Source organism: Paenibacillus sp. FSL R7-0204 (genome assembly GCF_038002225.1).
Taxonomy (GTDB): Bacteria; Bacillota; Bacilli; order Paenibacillales; family Paenibacillaceae; genus Paenibacillus_AQ.
On the sequence record NZ_JBBOCA010000001.1, the window covers coordinates 45,645 to 61,199 of the forward strand.

The 15,555-nt window shown below is 55.7% G+C and carries 16 protein-coding genes; 1 reads left to right on the plus strand and 15 read right to left on the minus strand.

Annotated elements, in window-relative coordinates; all coding sequences use genetic code 11:
- Positions 1 to 5: 5 nt before the first annotated feature.
- The 11 genes from MKX42_RS00205 to MKX42_RS00255 form a co-directional block, all read right to left on the minus strand.
- The gene (locus MKX42_RS00205; RefSeq protein ID WP_340750336.1) at positions 6 to 1,454 is read right to left on the minus strand and encodes a tetratricopeptide repeat protein; all 1,449 of its coding nucleotides are present in this window, start codon (positions 1,452 to 1,454) and stop codon (positions 6 to 8) included.
- Positions 1,455 to 1,712: 258 nt separating this feature from the next.
- Positions 1,713 to 2,660, minus strand: coding sequence for a ribose-phosphate diphosphokinase (locus tag MKX42_RS00210; protein WP_036726251.1), 948 nt, complete (start codon positions 2,658 to 2,660; stop codon positions 1,713 to 1,715).
- A gap of 23 nt (positions 2,661 to 2,683) precedes the next feature.
- Positions 2,684 to 3,511: a histidinol-phosphatase HisJ gene (gene hisJ, locus MKX42_RS00215; RefSeq protein WP_340750339.1), complete on the minus strand. Its 828-nt coding sequence runs from the start codon at positions 3,509 to 3,511 to the stop codon at positions 2,684 to 2,686.
- Between the two features lie 14 nt (positions 3,512 to 3,525).
- Positions 3,526 to 4,245: a bifunctional phosphoribosyl-AMP cyclohydrolase/phosphoribosyl-ATP diphosphatase HisIE gene (hisIE, locus tag MKX42_RS00220; protein WP_340750341.1), complete on the minus strand. Its 720-nt coding sequence runs from the start codon at positions 4,243 to 4,245 to the stop codon at positions 3,526 to 3,528.
- Complete coding sequence (gene hisF, locus MKX42_RS00225) at positions 4,242 to 5,000, minus strand: imidazole glycerol phosphate synthase subunit HisF (protein WP_036726247.1); 759 nt, start codon at positions 4,998 to 5,000, stop codon at positions 4,242 to 4,244. Before hisF ends, hisIE begins: the two co-directional genes overlap by 4 nt.
- 25 nt (positions 5,001 to 5,025) lie before the next feature.
- Positions 5,026 to 5,775, minus strand: a complete 750-nt coding sequence (gene hisA / locus MKX42_RS00230) for a 1-(5-phosphoribosyl)-5-[(5-phosphoribosylamino)methylideneamino]imidazole-4-carboxamide isomerase (protein ID WP_340750344.1) — start codon at positions 5,773 to 5,775, stop codon at positions 5,026 to 5,028.
- 41 nt (positions 5,776 to 5,816) lie between these two features.
- Complete coding sequence (gene hisH / locus MKX42_RS00235) at positions 5,817 to 6,437, minus strand: imidazole glycerol phosphate synthase subunit HisH (RefSeq protein WP_340750346.1); 621 nt, start codon at positions 6,435 to 6,437, stop codon at positions 5,817 to 5,819.
- Position 6,438: 1 nt separating this feature from the next.
- Positions 6,439 to 7,050, minus strand: a complete 612-nt coding sequence (hisB, locus tag MKX42_RS00240; RefSeq protein ID WP_340750349.1) for an imidazoleglycerol-phosphate dehydratase HisB — start codon at positions 7,048 to 7,050, stop codon at positions 6,439 to 6,441.
- Positions 7,037 to 8,347 (minus strand): histidinol dehydrogenase, encoded by a 1,311-nt coding sequence (hisD, locus tag MKX42_RS00245; RefSeq protein ID WP_036726241.1) that lies wholly within the window; start codon positions 8,345 to 8,347, stop codon positions 7,037 to 7,039. Before hisD ends, hisB begins: the two co-directional genes overlap by 14 nt.
- A gap of 37 nt (positions 8,348 to 8,384) precedes the next feature.
- Positions 8,385 to 9,029 carry an ATP phosphoribosyltransferase gene (gene hisG, locus MKX42_RS00250; RefSeq protein WP_340750351.1) on the minus strand — a complete coding sequence of 215 codons (645 nt, stop codon included), beginning with the start codon at positions 9,027 to 9,029 and terminating at the stop codon, positions 8,385 to 8,387.
- Positions 9,030 to 9,089: 60 nt separating this feature from the next.
- Complete coding sequence (locus MKX42_RS00255) at positions 9,090 to 10,307, minus strand: ATP phosphoribosyltransferase regulatory subunit (protein WP_340750353.1); 1,218 nt, start codon at positions 10,305 to 10,307, stop codon at positions 9,090 to 9,092.
- Positions 10,308 to 10,576: 269 nt separating this feature from the next.
- On the opposite strand from MKX42_RS00255, the gene gntK reads away from it, so the two are divergent.
- The gene (gene gntK, locus MKX42_RS00260) at positions 10,577 to 12,115 is read left to right on the plus strand and encodes a gluconokinase (RefSeq protein WP_445669353.1); all 1,539 of its coding nucleotides are present in this window, start codon (positions 10,577 to 10,579) and stop codon (positions 12,113 to 12,115) included.
- A gap of 91 nt (positions 12,116 to 12,206) precedes the next feature.
- Here the strand turns inward: gntK and MKX42_RS00265 are convergent, their stop codons facing one another.
- From MKX42_RS00265 to lgt, 4 genes are read right to left on the minus strand one after another with little or no spacing between them, the layout of a single operon-like run.
- Positions 12,207 to 13,364 (minus strand): acyltransferase, encoded by a 1,158-nt coding sequence (locus tag MKX42_RS00265; RefSeq protein ID WP_340750357.1) that lies wholly within the window; start codon positions 13,362 to 13,364, stop codon positions 12,207 to 12,209.
- Entirely contained in the window at positions 13,364 to 13,855 is a 492-nt protein-coding gene (locus MKX42_RS00270) for an acyltransferase (RefSeq protein ID WP_036726237.1), read from the minus strand. Before MKX42_RS00270 ends, MKX42_RS00265 begins: the two co-directional genes overlap by 1 nt.
- On the minus strand, positions 13,852 to 14,511 hold the full coding sequence (gene ppaX, locus MKX42_RS00275) for a pyrophosphatase PpaX (RefSeq protein WP_340750359.1): 660 nt from the start codon (positions 14,509 to 14,511) through the stop codon (positions 13,852 to 13,854). Before ppaX ends, MKX42_RS00270 begins: the two co-directional genes overlap by 4 nt.
- An 8-nt stretch (positions 14,512 to 14,519) precedes the next feature.
- The gene (gene lgt, locus MKX42_RS00280) at positions 14,520 to 15,551 is read right to left on the minus strand and encodes a prolipoprotein diacylglyceryl transferase (RefSeq protein ID WP_340750361.1); all 1,032 of its coding nucleotides are present in this window, start codon (positions 15,549 to 15,551) and stop codon (positions 14,520 to 14,522) included.
- Between the last annotated feature and the right edge of the window lie 4 nt (positions 15,552 to 15,555).

The window sequence follows — 15,555 nt, forward strand, 5'->3', positions numbered from 1 at the left end:
TGGCTTCAAATACGGGTAGTGGACGGCGATAAGCCGCCGGTTCCGGGCAGTATCCCCTTCGGTCCGGGAGCAGCCGCAGGCTCCTGCTCTTCGCCCGGCAAACCGCCGGCTTCATTCAGGTTCTCCCCGATCAGCCGCTGAAGGCTGAACAATGCTGCCTCCTGCAGGCGGTCCTCCTGCAGGGGCTCCTGCTCCAGAACTCCGCGCAGCACCTCGGACATCTCCTCGTCCTCAATCCAGCGGAGCGCCTCGGTCACCTGAAGCTTCGTAGCGGAATCGCCGTAGCGCAGCGCCCAGAAGAACGAGGCGCGCAGCAGCGGATTATTCCGCACTTCTTCAGTGAACCTGCCCGTATTCCCCTTCCACTGCTTCAACTGCTCCTGGAAGGGCAGCTGATAATTATAGCTGACAGCAGGCATAGGGTGTCCTTCTGCCCGGGCCTGCTGGAGCTGGGACAGGAAGAACGCCGGGACAGCGGAAGCAGGGTCCAGCTTGGCTGCCTGTCTCCAGCAGCGCAGCGCCTCATCATGTCTTCCGCTATTGCTTGCCGCTGCCGCACAGTAATGATACAGGCCGGCGTCTGCGGCGACCTCCTCGTCCTTCAGCAGACGGCGGAAATGGCTGTAAGCAGCGGTATGCCGGCCCAGGATACCCATAGTTGTAGCCATTTTGAATACATGCTCCTGATGGAAGGGCACCGTTGCTTCAAGCATCCCCAGCAGCGTCTCAAGCTGCTCCTTGTCCCCTGCATACTGCAGGAAGATGGCCATATTGCACAGAGCGTGCAGATTGCCGGGGTCCTGCTTCAGCACCTCATTCAGACATTCCTTGGCCTTGGCGAACCGGCCCATATAGAAATGGGCGAGTGCCAGATTATTATGCGCAGCCAAAAAATCCGGGGTGCCCGCAGTGATCTCCTCCAACAGCTCTACAGCCTGAGGAAACTTGCCCTCCTCCAGCAGACTGCGCGCCCGGTCATGCTCTACGACTCCCTCACGGCTGCGGATACGCACCAGCGGAGCGGGCCGGTTCAGCTCATATTGCAGCAGCTCCATCAGTTCTTCGGATTCGGTCATGAACTCGCCGTTAGCATCCTCTTCCAAGTAAATGACCAGCGAACGCTCCGCCTCTTCAAAGCTTTCCATATTAGCGAAGTTATTAGCCATATAGAAATGGCATTCCGTCATAGCGGGGTCGATCTTCTCCAGAACATGGATAAGAATCTCGTTAGATGCGGTATAATTGCCCATCTCAGATAATATACCCGCCATATTGCAATGATTCACCGGATTATCCGGCTCATATTCGACAGCTTTGCGAAAATTTCTTAATGCCTTATCATATTGAAAGCGGTCCAGCGACCGAACGGCTCTTTCAAAGAAAAAATTGGCATCCAGAGTGACCGGAATGACATTACTGTTCTCCGCGACATTCTCTGAAGTTCTCTCAATCATGGAAGCAAGGCACCTCCCTTTTGTCAGCTTTCCTAGCCTTACACCTTACCTGATCGTTTCCATTTATGGTCTCGGCTGTCTTCTCCACACAGTATACCACATGTGGCAACGAGATTCTCAATCTCAAGAGAGTGCTGACGGGAGGGAAAAGCTCAAGTGGAAACGGCTTTGCTGTCCTTTCAGGGACGGCACCCGTTTAAGCGAAAAATAGAAGGATAGGTTATCATGTGCCTCATTCACAAAAAAAAGACGCGGGAGCTAAATCCCTGCGTCTCTAAACAGCTTATCTATGGAACCGCCCTCGATGATAATACGCGTGGCCTCAGCCAGCATGGGAGCTACCGAGAGCACCGCGAATCTGCTGGAATGCTCGTCCGGCAGGGCAATGGAATCGGTAATGACAATCTCGTCGATATTGGGATGATCCATCCGCTCAAGCGCATCCCCGGAGAACAGTCCGTGCGTAGCACAGACGATACTGTTCCGGGCGCCCCGCTCCTTCAGGCCCTCCACCACATTGACGATCGTGGTTCCGGTATCTATAAGATCCTCTATAATGATTGGCGTCCTGCCTTCCACATCACCAATGACATGCGTAATCACCGATTCATTATGCGCCGGACGCTTCTTAATCATGATGGCGAACGGCGAATCCAGCCGGCTGGCCAGCTTCTCCGCCATGGACGCTCGTCCCGCATCCGGGGAGACCACGACCAGATCGGTAAGCCCCTTCACCTTCAGATAACCGCTAATCAGATCAAGCGCGGTCAGATGATCGACCGGAATATTGAAGAATCCCTGTATGGCTGCGGCATGCAGATCAATGGTAATTACCCGCGTTGCACCGGCGGTGGTCAGCACATCGGCGACCATTTTGGCCGAGATCGGTTCACGCGGTGCAGATTTGCGCTCCTGCCGGGCGTACCCGTAATAAGGAACGATAATGTTCACCGTTCTGGCCGATGCGCGCTTGGCGGCATCAATCATGACCAGCAGCTCTACAAACAGCTCGTTAATCGGATGAGCCAGGGATTGCACCAAAAATACGTCGCAGTTCCGGATGCTCTCTTCATAATGCACATAAATCTCGCCGCTTTTGAAACGGGTCAGCTTAATCTGGCCAAGCGGCGCACCAAGGCGCTCCGCAATATCAGCGGCAAGCTTCGGATTCGACGAACCGGAAAAAATCCGTAATTGATGATGCATAGTACCCTCCTGGGATTATAAATTTATACGTTGAACGGAACAGATGTACGGCGGCGTCCTTCAAAGACGGCCAGTTCGCGGAAGCCGGTGCGCCAGAGCATGTCCCGGGCCTCTGTTAAGCCGTCTCCCAGCTTCATGGGATCATGCGCATCAGAGCCAACCGTGAGCGGAATGCCCAGCTCAAGCGCCTGAACAAGCACATGCTCTGCCGGGAACATCTCGGCGCACGGCTTGGTCAGCCCGGAAGCGTTCAGCTCCATTGCGATGCCGCTGCGGGCAATGACCTTCAGCGTATCCAGCTCAAGCTTCTTAGCCTCCGCCAGGTCCTCCGGCGTCCGGGGTCCGTAACCGAACCTTTTGATGACGTCCATATGTCCTATAATATCATATAATCCTGATAACGCCGACTTCTGTACAGCATCATAATAGCGGCGGTATACCGCCATTACATCCTGGCCTTCCCAGCCATGGGTCTGCCGGTGGTCGGTAATGTCCCATTCTCCCAGGAAATGCACCGAGCCAATCAGATAATCCCACGGATAGGGTGCCAAAAGCTCGCGGATCTGTTCCTCATATCCCTGAATATAATCCGCCTCCAGCCCCACCCGCAGCTCAATCTTGCCCCGGTAGCGCTCCTTCAGCGTCAGGCATTCCTCCACATATCGCGGAAGCTCCGCAAGAGGCATAGCCATCTCAGGGTAGTAGTGGTCCGGATCGACATGGATAAGCGGCAGATGATCCGACAGCCCGAGCTGCTCAAGCCCCAGAGCGATGCCCCGCTGCACATACTCCTCCAGCTTCCCGACCGCATGGCCGCAGCGTTCATGATGGGTATGATAATCGATGTGCATGCTGAAGTACCCTCCTAGTCCCGCCGCGGCCGTTCATGGCGGGCGCTCAGCTCTTCCAGAATCTCATCCAGCGGAAGCTTGCGCTCCTGCAGCAGCACCAGCAGGTGATAGATCAGATCGCTGACCTCCAGGCGCAGCTCGGCATTATCTTTGTTTTTGGCGGCAATGATCGTCTCGGAGGCTTCCTCACCGACCTTCTTCAGGATCTTGTCCACACCCTTGTCGAACAGATAGGTCGTATACGCCCCCTCAGGACGGTTCACCTCACGCTCGGCAATCACACGCTCCAGCTCCCCGAGTACCGCAAACCGGCCGCTCTCTGCTTCAGCGGCGTTCACGGCAGCCCCGGCAGTGTCAGTTACGGTTGCCGGTATATCGAGCGGAATGTCGCGGAAGAAGCAGCTGTTCTCCCCGGTATGGCAGGCCGGACCCTCCGGCACTACCTTCACCAGCAGCGTATCGCTGTCACAATCGTAATGGATCGAGGTGATCGCCTGCGTATTGCCGGACGTTCCCCCCTTATGCCACAGCTCGCTGCGTGAACGGCTCCAGAACCAGGTCTGGCCGCTCGTAAGTGAGCGCTGCAGTGACTCAGGATTCATATAGGCGAACATTAATACCTCCAGGGTGCGCGCATCCTGAATGACTGCAGGCAGCAGGCCTGCTTCATTCCAGCGGATGCCGGACACTGCCTCCTGCTGGCTTAGTGCGATATCCTTCTTGTCCTCGCTCATCGGATCTCTACTCCTCTTTGCTTCAGATCAGCCTTCAGATCATGAATAGCAATCTCTTTATAGTGAAAAATGGTTGCCGCAAGTCCGGCATCTGCCCGGCCTTCCGTAAATACATCATAGAAATGCTCAATTCTCCCGGCTCCGCCAGAAGCAATGACAGGAATACTCAGCAGGTCGCTGACCGCCGCCGTCAGCTTCAGGTCGAAGCCGTCCTTGGTCCCGTCCGCGTCCATACTTGTAAGCAGAATCTCGCCGGCCCCCAGCCGTTCAGCTTCCTTAGCCCAATTCAAGGCCCGGATACCCGTGGGCGTACGTCCGCCGTGCGTATACACTTCCCATTCGCCCCAAGCCTCATTATATTTGGCATCCATCGCCACTACAATGCACTGGGAGCCGAAGTGACGGGCCCCTTCCAGAATCAGCTGAGGGTTATTTACAGCAGCTGTGTTAATGCCGATCTTGTCCGCTCCGGCACGCAGAATCCGCTTCATATCATCAGGGGTTGAGATGCCCCCGCCCACCGTGAAGGGAATGGCAATCTCACCCGCCGTCTGCCGCACCACTTCAATCATGGTCGCCCTGCCTTCCACAGAAGCGGAAATATCGAGGAATACCAGCTCATCCGCTCCCTCGCGGTCGTATAGCGCCGCAAGCTCCACCGGATCTCCGGCATCGCGCAGATTCACAAAATTCACACCTTTTACCACACGCCCGTCCTTCACATCCAGACAGGGAATAATCCGTTTCGCCAACATGCCAAGACCCCTCCTTAGTGTAGACTTACCGCAATCCGGAGGATTGGCCCAGGGTCTGCAGCGCTTCAGCCAGATTAATATTGCCGGTATACAGCGCCTTGCCCACAATCGCCCCGCCGATCCCGCTGCCGCTGTGTACGTTCAGGCGCTGCAGATCATTAAGGCTGGTCACGCCGCCGGAGGCGATTACGCTGCGGCCGCTTGCCTTGGCCATAGACAGAATGCCTTCCACGTTCGGCCCCTGCATCATCCCGTCACGGGAGATATCGGTATAGATAAAAGTCTCAGCGCCCTTGGCAGCCAGCTCTCTAGCCAGGTCTTCCGCACGCACCTCCGAGGTATTAAGCCAGCCATGAGTTGCCACGTAGCCGTTACGCGCATCAATACCGATGGCAACTTTGTCGCCGTATTTGGCAAGAACCGCTTCTGTAAAAGTCTGATCATTAATGGCTGCCGTTCCGATAATCACCCGGCTGACGCCGAGGTTCAGCAGCTTCTCGACATCGGCAAGAGTACGGAGACCGCCGCCGACCTGTACAGGAACATTCGCATGTTTAGCAATAGCTCCAATAATGGCATCATTCACGGGGCAGCCTGCTTTGGCTCCGTCCAGATCCACCAGATGGATATACTGCCCGCCCTGCTCTTCCCATGACTTAGCCACCTCTACCGGACTGTCGTTGTAGATCGTCTCTTGGGCATAATCACCCTGCTGCAGCCGGACACACTTGCCGTCCCGGATATCAATCGCCGGATATAGGATAAAAGAAGACATGAATACTCCCCGCTTTCATTGCAAATTAGTGATTCAGGCAGCTAAGCTTGCTGTCCCCGGAGCTGCAGGAAATTACCCAGCAGCTTCATACCAAGCTCCCCGCTCTTCTCCGGGTGGAACTGCATGCCGTAGACATTATCACGCCCCACAATAGCCGTTACCGGATGTCCATAGTCTGTGACGGCCAGCAGATCGCTGTCCGCCGCGAGTGCATGATAGGAGTGCACGAAGTACACATGGCCCTCCGTCAGACCTGCCAGCAGCGGACTCTCCGGCTGGCGGAAGCTCAGCTTGTTCCAGCCCATATGCGGCACCTTATAGCCGTCCCGGGGGGCGAAGCGCACCACTGCGCCAGGCAGAAGCTCCAGCCCCTTATGCTCGCCATGCTCCTCGCTGCTGCTGAACAACAGCTGCATTCCGAGGCAGATGCCCAGCACCGGCTGGCCCGCTGACGCTGCGGCCCGGACGACATCGTCCATTCCGCTCTCCTGTAAGTGCTCCATCGCATCGCCAAAGGCACCGACTCCCGGCAGAATGACACTGTCTGCCGCCAGGATCTCGGCGGCATCCGAGGTTACAAGACTTGTATACCCCAGCCGCTCTACGGCCTTGCTGACACTGTGCAGGTTGCCCATGCCGTAATCGACGATTGCAACGGCCATACTACAGCACTCCCTTCGTTGAAGGCACACCCTTCACCCGGGGATCTACAATAGTCGCTTCGTCCAGTGCCCGTCCCAGCGCCTTGAAGATTGCTTCAATCATGTGATGAGTATTGGTGCCGTAATGAACGATGACATGCAGCGTAATTCTCGCCTCCAGCGCGAACTTCCACAGGAATTCATGTACCAGCTCTGTTGAGAAGCTGCCTACCTGCTGGGAAGGATACGCTGCCCGGTATTCGAAATGCGGCCGGTTGCTGATATCGATCACTACCTGGGCAAGCGCCTCATCCATAGGGACGAAGACACTGGCGTACCGCTTGATGCCTTTTTTATCGCCAAGCGCTTCCCGCAAAGCCTGCCCGAGACAGATACCGATATCTTCTACCGTATGGTGATCATCAATCTCGATATCTCCCCGCGCCTGTACAGAGAGGTCAAACTGTCCATGCTTCGTGAACAGATCCAGCATATGATTCAGGAACGGCACATCGGTCTCCAGTTCGGAGACCCCGCTGCCGTCCACGGCAAAGGTTAGCTTGATGTCCGTTTCATTGGTTGTACGGCTAAGTCCGGCCTTACGCAGCGCCAGTTCGTTGTTATTGTTCTCCATTTGTGTCTCCACCTTTCGCTTCGTTCGTAAGCCGGATTTCGATGGCGCGTGCATGGCCTTCCAGTCCTTCACGCCGGGCAAGCTCCATAATCGCCGCCCCGTCGCGCAGCAGCGCTTCCTTACTGTAATAGATCAGACTGGACTTCTTGATGAAGTCATCCACATCTACAGGCGAGGAGAAGCGCGCTGTGCCATTCGTCGGTATAATATGGTTCGGTCCGGCGAAGTAGTCGCCGACCGGCTCCGAGCTGTACGGCCCGAGGAAGATCGCACCGGCGTTCTCTATTGCGCCGGTCAGCCCCATCGGGTCGTTCACCACAATCTCCAGATGCTCCGGCGCGAGCCGGTTCACCACGGAGATGCCCTCCTCAAGCGAGTCTACGACGATAATCGCGCCGTAGTTCTCGACCGAGGCCCGCGCGATTTGCTCGCGCGGCAATGCCTGCAGCTGCCGCTCAACCTCGGCAGCCACCGCCTCCGCGAGACGCTGCGACGGCGTCACGAGGATCGCCGACGCCATCTCGTCGTGCTCGGCCTGCGAGAGCAGGTCGGCCGCGATGTAGGCGGCCTCGGCGGTATCGTCGGCGAGCACGACGATCTCGCTCGGTCCGGCGATGCTGTCGATGTCGACAGCGCCGTAGACCTCGCGCTTGGCCAGGGCCACGTAGATGTTCCCTGGCCCGCAGATCTTGTCGACCGGCACGATCGATTCCGTGCCGAAGGCGAGGGCGGCGATGGCCTGCGCGCCACCTACGCGGTAGATCTCGTGTACACCCGCTTCAGCGGCGGCCACGAGAATATAAGGATCAATGCCTTCAGAGCCGCCGGTCGAAGGCGGCGTCACCATCACAATCTCCGGCACCCCGGCGATCTGTGCCGGTATCACGTTCATCAGCACCGAGGACGGGTAGGCCGCCTTGCCGCCGGGAACATAGACGCCCACGCGCTTCAGCGGGCGGATGATCTGGCCGAGGATCGTGCCGTCCGGCTGCAGATCCATCCAGGAATTGCGTTTCTGCCGCGCATGGAACGCACGGATATTCACGGCTGCTGCGCGAATCGCCGTCACGAAGGACTCCTCTACCCGGCCGTAGGCGGCCTCAAGCTCCTCCGGCGTTACGCGCAGCTGCGCTGGCGTCAGTACAGCGCCGTCGAAGCGCTCCGTATACCGGAGCAGCGCCGCGTCGCCTTCCCGCTTGATATCGGCCACGATTTCACGTACGGCCTTGTTCTGCTCCGGCGTGCCGTATTCCACCTCACGCTGCAGTTTAAATTCCTTACTGGACTGGATCTTCACCGCCGCTTCCCCCTTGAGCTCTATAGTTTTGCTTATCTTATTTTACCTGCAATCCCGGTTCTGCAATCACAGCCTGCAGCCGGTCGCACAGCTGCTGAATCTCCGCATTCTTCATCCGGTAGCTCACCCGGTTCGCCACGAGGCGGCTGGTGATCTCGAAGATGCTCTTCATCTCCACCAGACCGTTATCCTTCAGCGTCTGGCCGGTCTCAACCATATCCACGATCCGGTCAGCCAGCCCGATCAGCGGTGCCAGCTCGATGGAGCCGTTCAGCTTCACAACCTCCACCTGCTGGCCTTGCTCACGGAAATACCGCGAAGCCACGTTCGGGTATTTGGTGGCTACCCGCTGCTGAATGCCCGGCTGCCAGTTCGGAAGCCCGATGATCGACATCCGGCAGCGGGCAATCCCGAGATCCAGCAGCTCGTACACATCACGGCTCTCCTCCAGCAGTACATCTTTGCCGACAATACCGATATCCGCCACTCCATACTCTACATAAGTCGGCACATCTACCGGCTTGGCCAGAATGAACTCCATTCCGGCCTCCGGCAATGAAATCACCAGCTTGCGCGACTCTTCTCCATCCGGAGGAATCGGCAGTCCCGCCTGGCGGAACAGCTCTGCCGCTTTATTGTAAATCCGGCCTTTCGGCATGGCTACCTTAAGAATCTGTGCCATCAATACCCGCCCCCGTTTCGTGTGTACTCATCATTTATAAATCACCTGCAGCAGCTCCGCTCACCCATGCTCGCTGACAAACGACACGAACGTGTAGATCTCGCCGTACAACTCGCCCTCTGCCTGAATAGTATCCGCATCCAGCCGCTTCACAGTCTTCAGCTCCTCCGGACCGGTTGCCAGCCGCGTGACCACAATATGCCCATCCGACCGCAGCCTCGCTGCTTCGGCAAGACCCTCTTGGCGCCGCAGTGCATCGTACTGGACCAGAACCGGCAGCTCTTCCTCTTCCGGCAGCCCGGAGACTCCATCCAAAATACGGTTGGTCTTCAGAGAGAAGCCGGTGGAGGGAATCGGACGCCCGAATTGTTGCAGCAGGTTGTCATACCGGCCGCCGCTGCATACCGGGAAGCCCAGCTCGGAAGCATACCCCTCGAAGGTCATGCCTGTATAGTAAGAGAAATCACCGATCATCGTCAGATCAATCAGCACATGCTGCGAGACACCGTAAGCCACCAGCACCTCCCATACCTTGCACAGATGCTCGATCGAAGCGCGCGCCACCGGATGGCTGCTCAGCTCCAGCGCCTGGCCGCAGATCTCCTTTCCGCCGCGCAGCCGCAGCAGTCCGTCCAGCTCCTGCTTCTGGGCAGTGGATAGCTCAAGACGCCGCAGCGTCTCGCGGAAGGCTACATAATCGCGGCTGAGCAGATGGCTCTTCAGCTCCTCCTGAGCCTGCGGCAAGCCGGATACCGCCTCCTGGAAGAGGCCGTCAAGGAAGCCGACATGCCCTATTGCAATTTTAAAAGACTTTACGCCCGCCGCCTGCAGGGAAGCAATCGCCAGCGCGACTACCTCTGCGTCAGCCTCCGGTGAATCATCACCGACAAGCTCCACACCGGTCTGAAAAAATTCCGCCTCACGCCCGGCCTCTTCTTCAATCGCCCGGAAGACGTTGGCATGGTAGGACAGACGCAGCGGCAGCGGCTCATCCTTCAATAGAGAGGAGACCACACGGGCTACAGGTGCCGTCATCTCTGAACGCAGCACCAGCGCCTGCCCACGGTTGTTAAGTAATTTATACAGCTTCTGATCGGATGTAGAGCTGGCTACACCGACTGTATCGTAATATTCAAGAGTAGGCGTAATCATCTGCCGGTAGCCCCAGCGGCTCATACAGTGAAGTACATCCTTCTCGATCTTGCGCAGCTTCGTTACCGCACGCGGGAGATAATCCCTTACGCCGGCAGGCTTTTCAAATCCCTTTGGTTTGGCCATCTTCATTGTTCACCTCATCGGATATGTTAAAGGGTATCATCAATTGCTTTATCATGGTAAAGTGGTAGCAAAGTAAAGTAGTGGCAATATCGTATCACGGACTATCCTTTTGCGTCAACAATTCGCTTGAATTCCAGAGTTCCTTTTGCCACCGGGATAAGCGGCGAATATAATAGGTTAATATGATTGTACTTTATTTTCTCCATGAAGTATTCCCGGTATCTAATTCAGAAGCAGAAAGAAGGACTGACGGCTTGAGTACATCCTATATGATTGGCGTTGATATTGGAACCACCAGCACGAAGGCTGTCCTCTTTGAGGAGAACGGAACAATTGTCGCTCAGAGCAATCAGGGCTATCCGCTGCATCAGCCCTCCCCCTCTGTCGCAGAACAGGACCCGGAGCAGATTCTCGAAGCCGTAATTCGTACTATAGCAGCAGTCATGCAGGAGAGCCTTGCCGCACCTGAAGCCATTCTTCTGGTCTCCTTCAGCTCCGCTATGCATAGCGTCATCGCTGTGGATCCTGCGGGTAAGCCGCTGACCGCCTGCATCACCTGGGCCGATAACCGGAGCAGCCGCTGTGCCCGGCGGTTGAAGGATGAACTGAACGGACATGAGCTGTACCTGCGGACAGGAACGCCCATACACCCTATGTCTCCAATCACCAAGCTGATGTGGCTGGGCGAGGAGCAGCCCGAGCTGTTCCGTCAGACCTACAAGTTCATCTCCATCAAAGAATATATCTTCTTCCGGCTGTTCGGCGAATATGTGATTGACCATTCCATCGCCTCTGCCACCGGCATGTTCAATCTGGAGAAGCTCGACTGGGACGAGGAGGCACTCCAGATTGCCGGTGTTACTCCGGAGCGCCTATCCCGTCCGGTCCCGACCACCCATATCCTGCAGGGATTGCTTCCAGATCTTACCGGAAAGCTCGGTCTCCTCACGGACACTCCGTTTGTCGTAGGTGCCAGTGATGGTGTTCTGTCCAACCTGGGCGTAGGAGCCATGGAGCCGGGGGTAATCGCTGCAACGATAGGCACAAGCGGTGCCATCCGTACTGTAGTTGACCATCCGCTGACCGATCCCAAAGGACGGATCTTCTGCTACGCCTTGACAGACAAGCATTGGGTAATCGGCGGCCCCGTGAATAACGGGGGAATGCTCTTCCGCTGGGTGCGTGATGAGTTCGCCGCCTCTGAAGTAGAGACCGCGAAGCGCCTGGGTATTGATCCCTACGAAGTATTAACCAGGATCGCTGAGCAAGTGCCGCCCGGCAGCAACGGACTGCTCTTCCACCCGTATCTAACCGGAGAACGCGCACCGCTGTGGAATCCCGATGCCCGCGGCTCCTTCTTCGGGCTAAGCATGAATCACCGCAAGGAGCATATGATCCGTGCGGTGCTGGAAGGTGTCATCTTCAATATGTACACCGTATTACTGGCCATGGAGGAATGCATCGGCGAGCCTGTTAGAATCCTGGCTACTGGCGGCTTCGCCCGCTCGGCGCTATGGCGGCAGATGATGGCCGATATTTTCGATCAGGAGGTGGTGGTCCCGGAGAGCTTCGAGAGCTCTTGCCTCGGCGCAGTTGTACTGGGATTATACGCCATCCGCCGGATCGATTCCTTGGATGCTGTCTTCAGCATGATTGGCTCCACTCACCGGCATGAGCCGGTTACTGTCCACGCCAAAGCCTACAAACAGCTGCTGCCCATCTTCATCTCGGTATCCCGCAGTCTGGCGGATCAGTATCAGGCAATCGCCGACTTCCAGCGCGAGCAGGCCGGGGAACAACCCGGCTAACCTGCTCTCCAGAACCGCCTGCGTACAGCAAAGCGCCGGACAGCCGCATCTGCGGCCAGCCGGCGCTTTCAATATATTACTAAGCCAAAGTCTACACTGTCGCCTTTGACGCTGCTGCCGGCTTCTGCGGTGCAGAGCCGAACACCATCCATGCCGGTTTCACATAACGGAAGGCAAGCGCAACCACCACCCAGGAGCCTAGGAGGGCCACCAGCCAGCCGCCCGCTATTGCTGCCGTATAAGCCAGCGATCCGCCGTGGAACGGCAGCTTACGGTACATGAACAGCAGCAGAGGATGGAGCAGATAGATACCGAAAGAGCACGCCCCGGCCGAGAGCAGCAGTCTCGTCAGCACGCTGCGTCCTGCACCGTACAGCATGAAGGATAGCTGGAACAGTACCAGACAAGAGAGCAAGGCATGCAGGTTCGAGAACCCTTCGTACCATAGACTATTGATTACTGTTTTTTTCGTATAGTTGTTATACCACAATATAACATGCCCAATCCCGGCTGCGGCCCATAAGAGCCATAGTACCACCCAACTGGTCCCTTTACCGGAACGCCAGCCTTCGCGGGAGGGAACCAGCCACTTTTTCAGAGAGCTGTAGTAGATCGCAATCGCCGCACCAAGCAGGAAATACGAGAAATACGTAATGGCCAGACTACCCTTGGACAGCTGCCAATACCCGTGATTCACCATATATTTGTTAAGCAGCACGAAGCCCCACTGTAACGCAAGCCCGATGACTGGTGCCCAGGCCGCGAGATGCCGGACTTTCTGCAGACACCAGAGTATCAGCGGGAACAGTAGATAGAACTGGATAATGATGATGATATAGTAGAGATGCGTATACGCCGTACCCGTCCATAGATACTTGAAGAACTTCCCGCCCATCTCCTGAAGAGGCATCCCCCAGGTATGACCGGCCGTCATTTTCAGTCCAAAATACAGCACCGTAAACACAAGATAAGGCACAATAATGTAGATCAGCCTGCGGCTGTAGAATTTGGCCAGCACCTTACCGCCCAGCGGACGGTCAATATAATTGTAGAACAGGACGAACCCGCTTAAGAATATAAAAGAAGGCACCGCAAACTGGCTGAACTTGTTTATGAACAAAAACGGAGGGAACATGGAAGTGCCCAGTGTCTCAGCCAACGTGCGTGAAGTGGCATGAATGGCGATCACCGCAAAAATAGCGATTGCCCGAAAAATATCAAGCTGTGGTATTCTTTCCTTTTGAGCCATTATGATTCCTCCTGTTTACGCAGCTCGCGGAGCGGATTCCCGCCAACGAACGAACCGGCAGCAACATCCTTGTGAACCACCGATCCCGCCGCAACCGTAGCCCCATCCCCAATCGTAACCCCAGGGAGAATAGTCGTGTTAGCCCCAATCATTACATTCTCGCCGATAATAACTTCACCGAGCCGGTACTCCTTAATGAGATACTCATGGGCCAGGATTGTAGTGTTATAGCCGATAACCGTATTCTCCCCAATAGAGATCTTCTCCGGAAAAAAAACATCCACCATCGCCATAAGTCCAAACGCAGTATGCTTACCTATCTTCATCCCGAGCACCCGGCGGTAAATCCAGTTCTTAAGCGGCAGAATCGGGCAATAACGGGCAATCTGGATAAAAATAAAATTGCGTACACCCTTCCATGGGCTGACCGTACGGTAAATATGCCAGAGCGAATTATGCCCCTCCACGGGATAACGGGTTATCTTTCTCACGGCTGCATAGTCTCCTGCTCCACAATTGAGTACAAGTCCTTCATCTCCTGGATGATGTAATCCGGCTCATAGGTGCGCAGCACAGCCTCACCCTTAAGCGACCAGGCTACCCCTGCTACACGCACACCTGCTGCCTTGGCAGACTGAATATCGACAGCACTATCCCCCACCATCAGTGTCTTGGCCGGATCAACACCCAAATTGGCTACTGCCGTGAGCACCGGCTCCGGATGCGGCTTCGGATGAGTCACATCATTCACCGTAACAATCGTCTCCATATATTTCAACAGATCGAACATTTCCAGTGACTTCAAAGTGTTAGGACGGATCTTCGTGGTCACAATCCCAAGCTTGATTCCTCGGCGCTGAAGCTCCTCCATCGTCTCATTCACATGGGGAAAAGCTTGGACCAGCTCATCATGATGCGCATTGTTGTACGAACGGTAGGACCGTTCCAGCACGCCTATATCCTTCGGCTCCAGGCCGGAGAATGCGCCTAGCTGCTGCTGAAGTGTAGTTCCCATCAGGGGGATGATCTGTTCCCGGGTCAGCGCCGGCAGGTTATTCTCCTTCAGCGCATGCATGAACGAATCGATGATTAGCTCGTTAGTATTCACAATCGTTCCATCCAGATCAAATAACACGCATTCTATCATTGATTGTATTACTCCTTTGTTTCCTTATCTTCAGAGGGATCTTCCACTGGCTGAACAGGCTGAGAAGGTTTCTGAGGCGTATTAGCTGCACTCTCTGGAACCACTGCATCCGCTGCTGCCGGTTTGGTGCTGATGATCGGGTCCAGGTAATGCGCCTTCGGCTGACCGCTTACCCGCCGTACAATAATCAGCGCAATAGCAGCCACAATAATGAGTAGCGCGAGCAGCTGAGAGATACGGATATTCCCGTAAGCCGGGTCAAGATAACCTTGCTCGAAGCCCATCCACTTCATTGGACTCCACAGCCCGTTAATGAAGGCTTCCAGTCCGCTGCTGCCGTTAAAGGCAAGGCTGTCCGTACGCAGAGCTTCAATGAAGAAGCGGCCGATGGAGTACCAGATGAAATAAGACATGAAGATTTCTCCGGCACGTACGAACTTCTGGCGGCGCAGCACCATGAGGAGCAGAATGCCCAGCAGACTCCAGAGTGATTCGTACAGGAAGGTCGGATGGTGAAAAGCATCCCCTATGTACATTTGATTAACGATAAAGTCCGGCAAATGCAGCTTATCCCGCAGGAACGATTCCTCTACCACGCCGCCATAGGCTTCCTGGTTGATGAAGTTCCCCCAACGGCCGATCATCTGGCCGGCAAGCAGTCCGGGAGCACAGATATCCACGATACGCCAGAACGGGTAGCCTTTATAGCGGAAATAAATAATCCCGCAGATAATCGCGCCGATCAGTGCGCCATAAATCGCAATACCGCCATTCCAAACCTTGAAGATATCGAGCAGGTTATCCTTATAGTCATCCCACTTGAAGGCTACGAAGTATAGCCGCGCCCCAATAATAGCCGATGGCAAGCCCAGCAGCAGCATATCCATGAAGAACTCCTGTGGAATGTTGAAGCGTTTGCCTTCTTGAATACATAGGAATAGCCCGGTAAGTGCACCAAGACCCAGAATCAGGCCATACCAGTGAACCGGCAGTGATCCAATCGAGAAGACAATCGGGTCAATCGCTAGTGAATAAAACATGCTC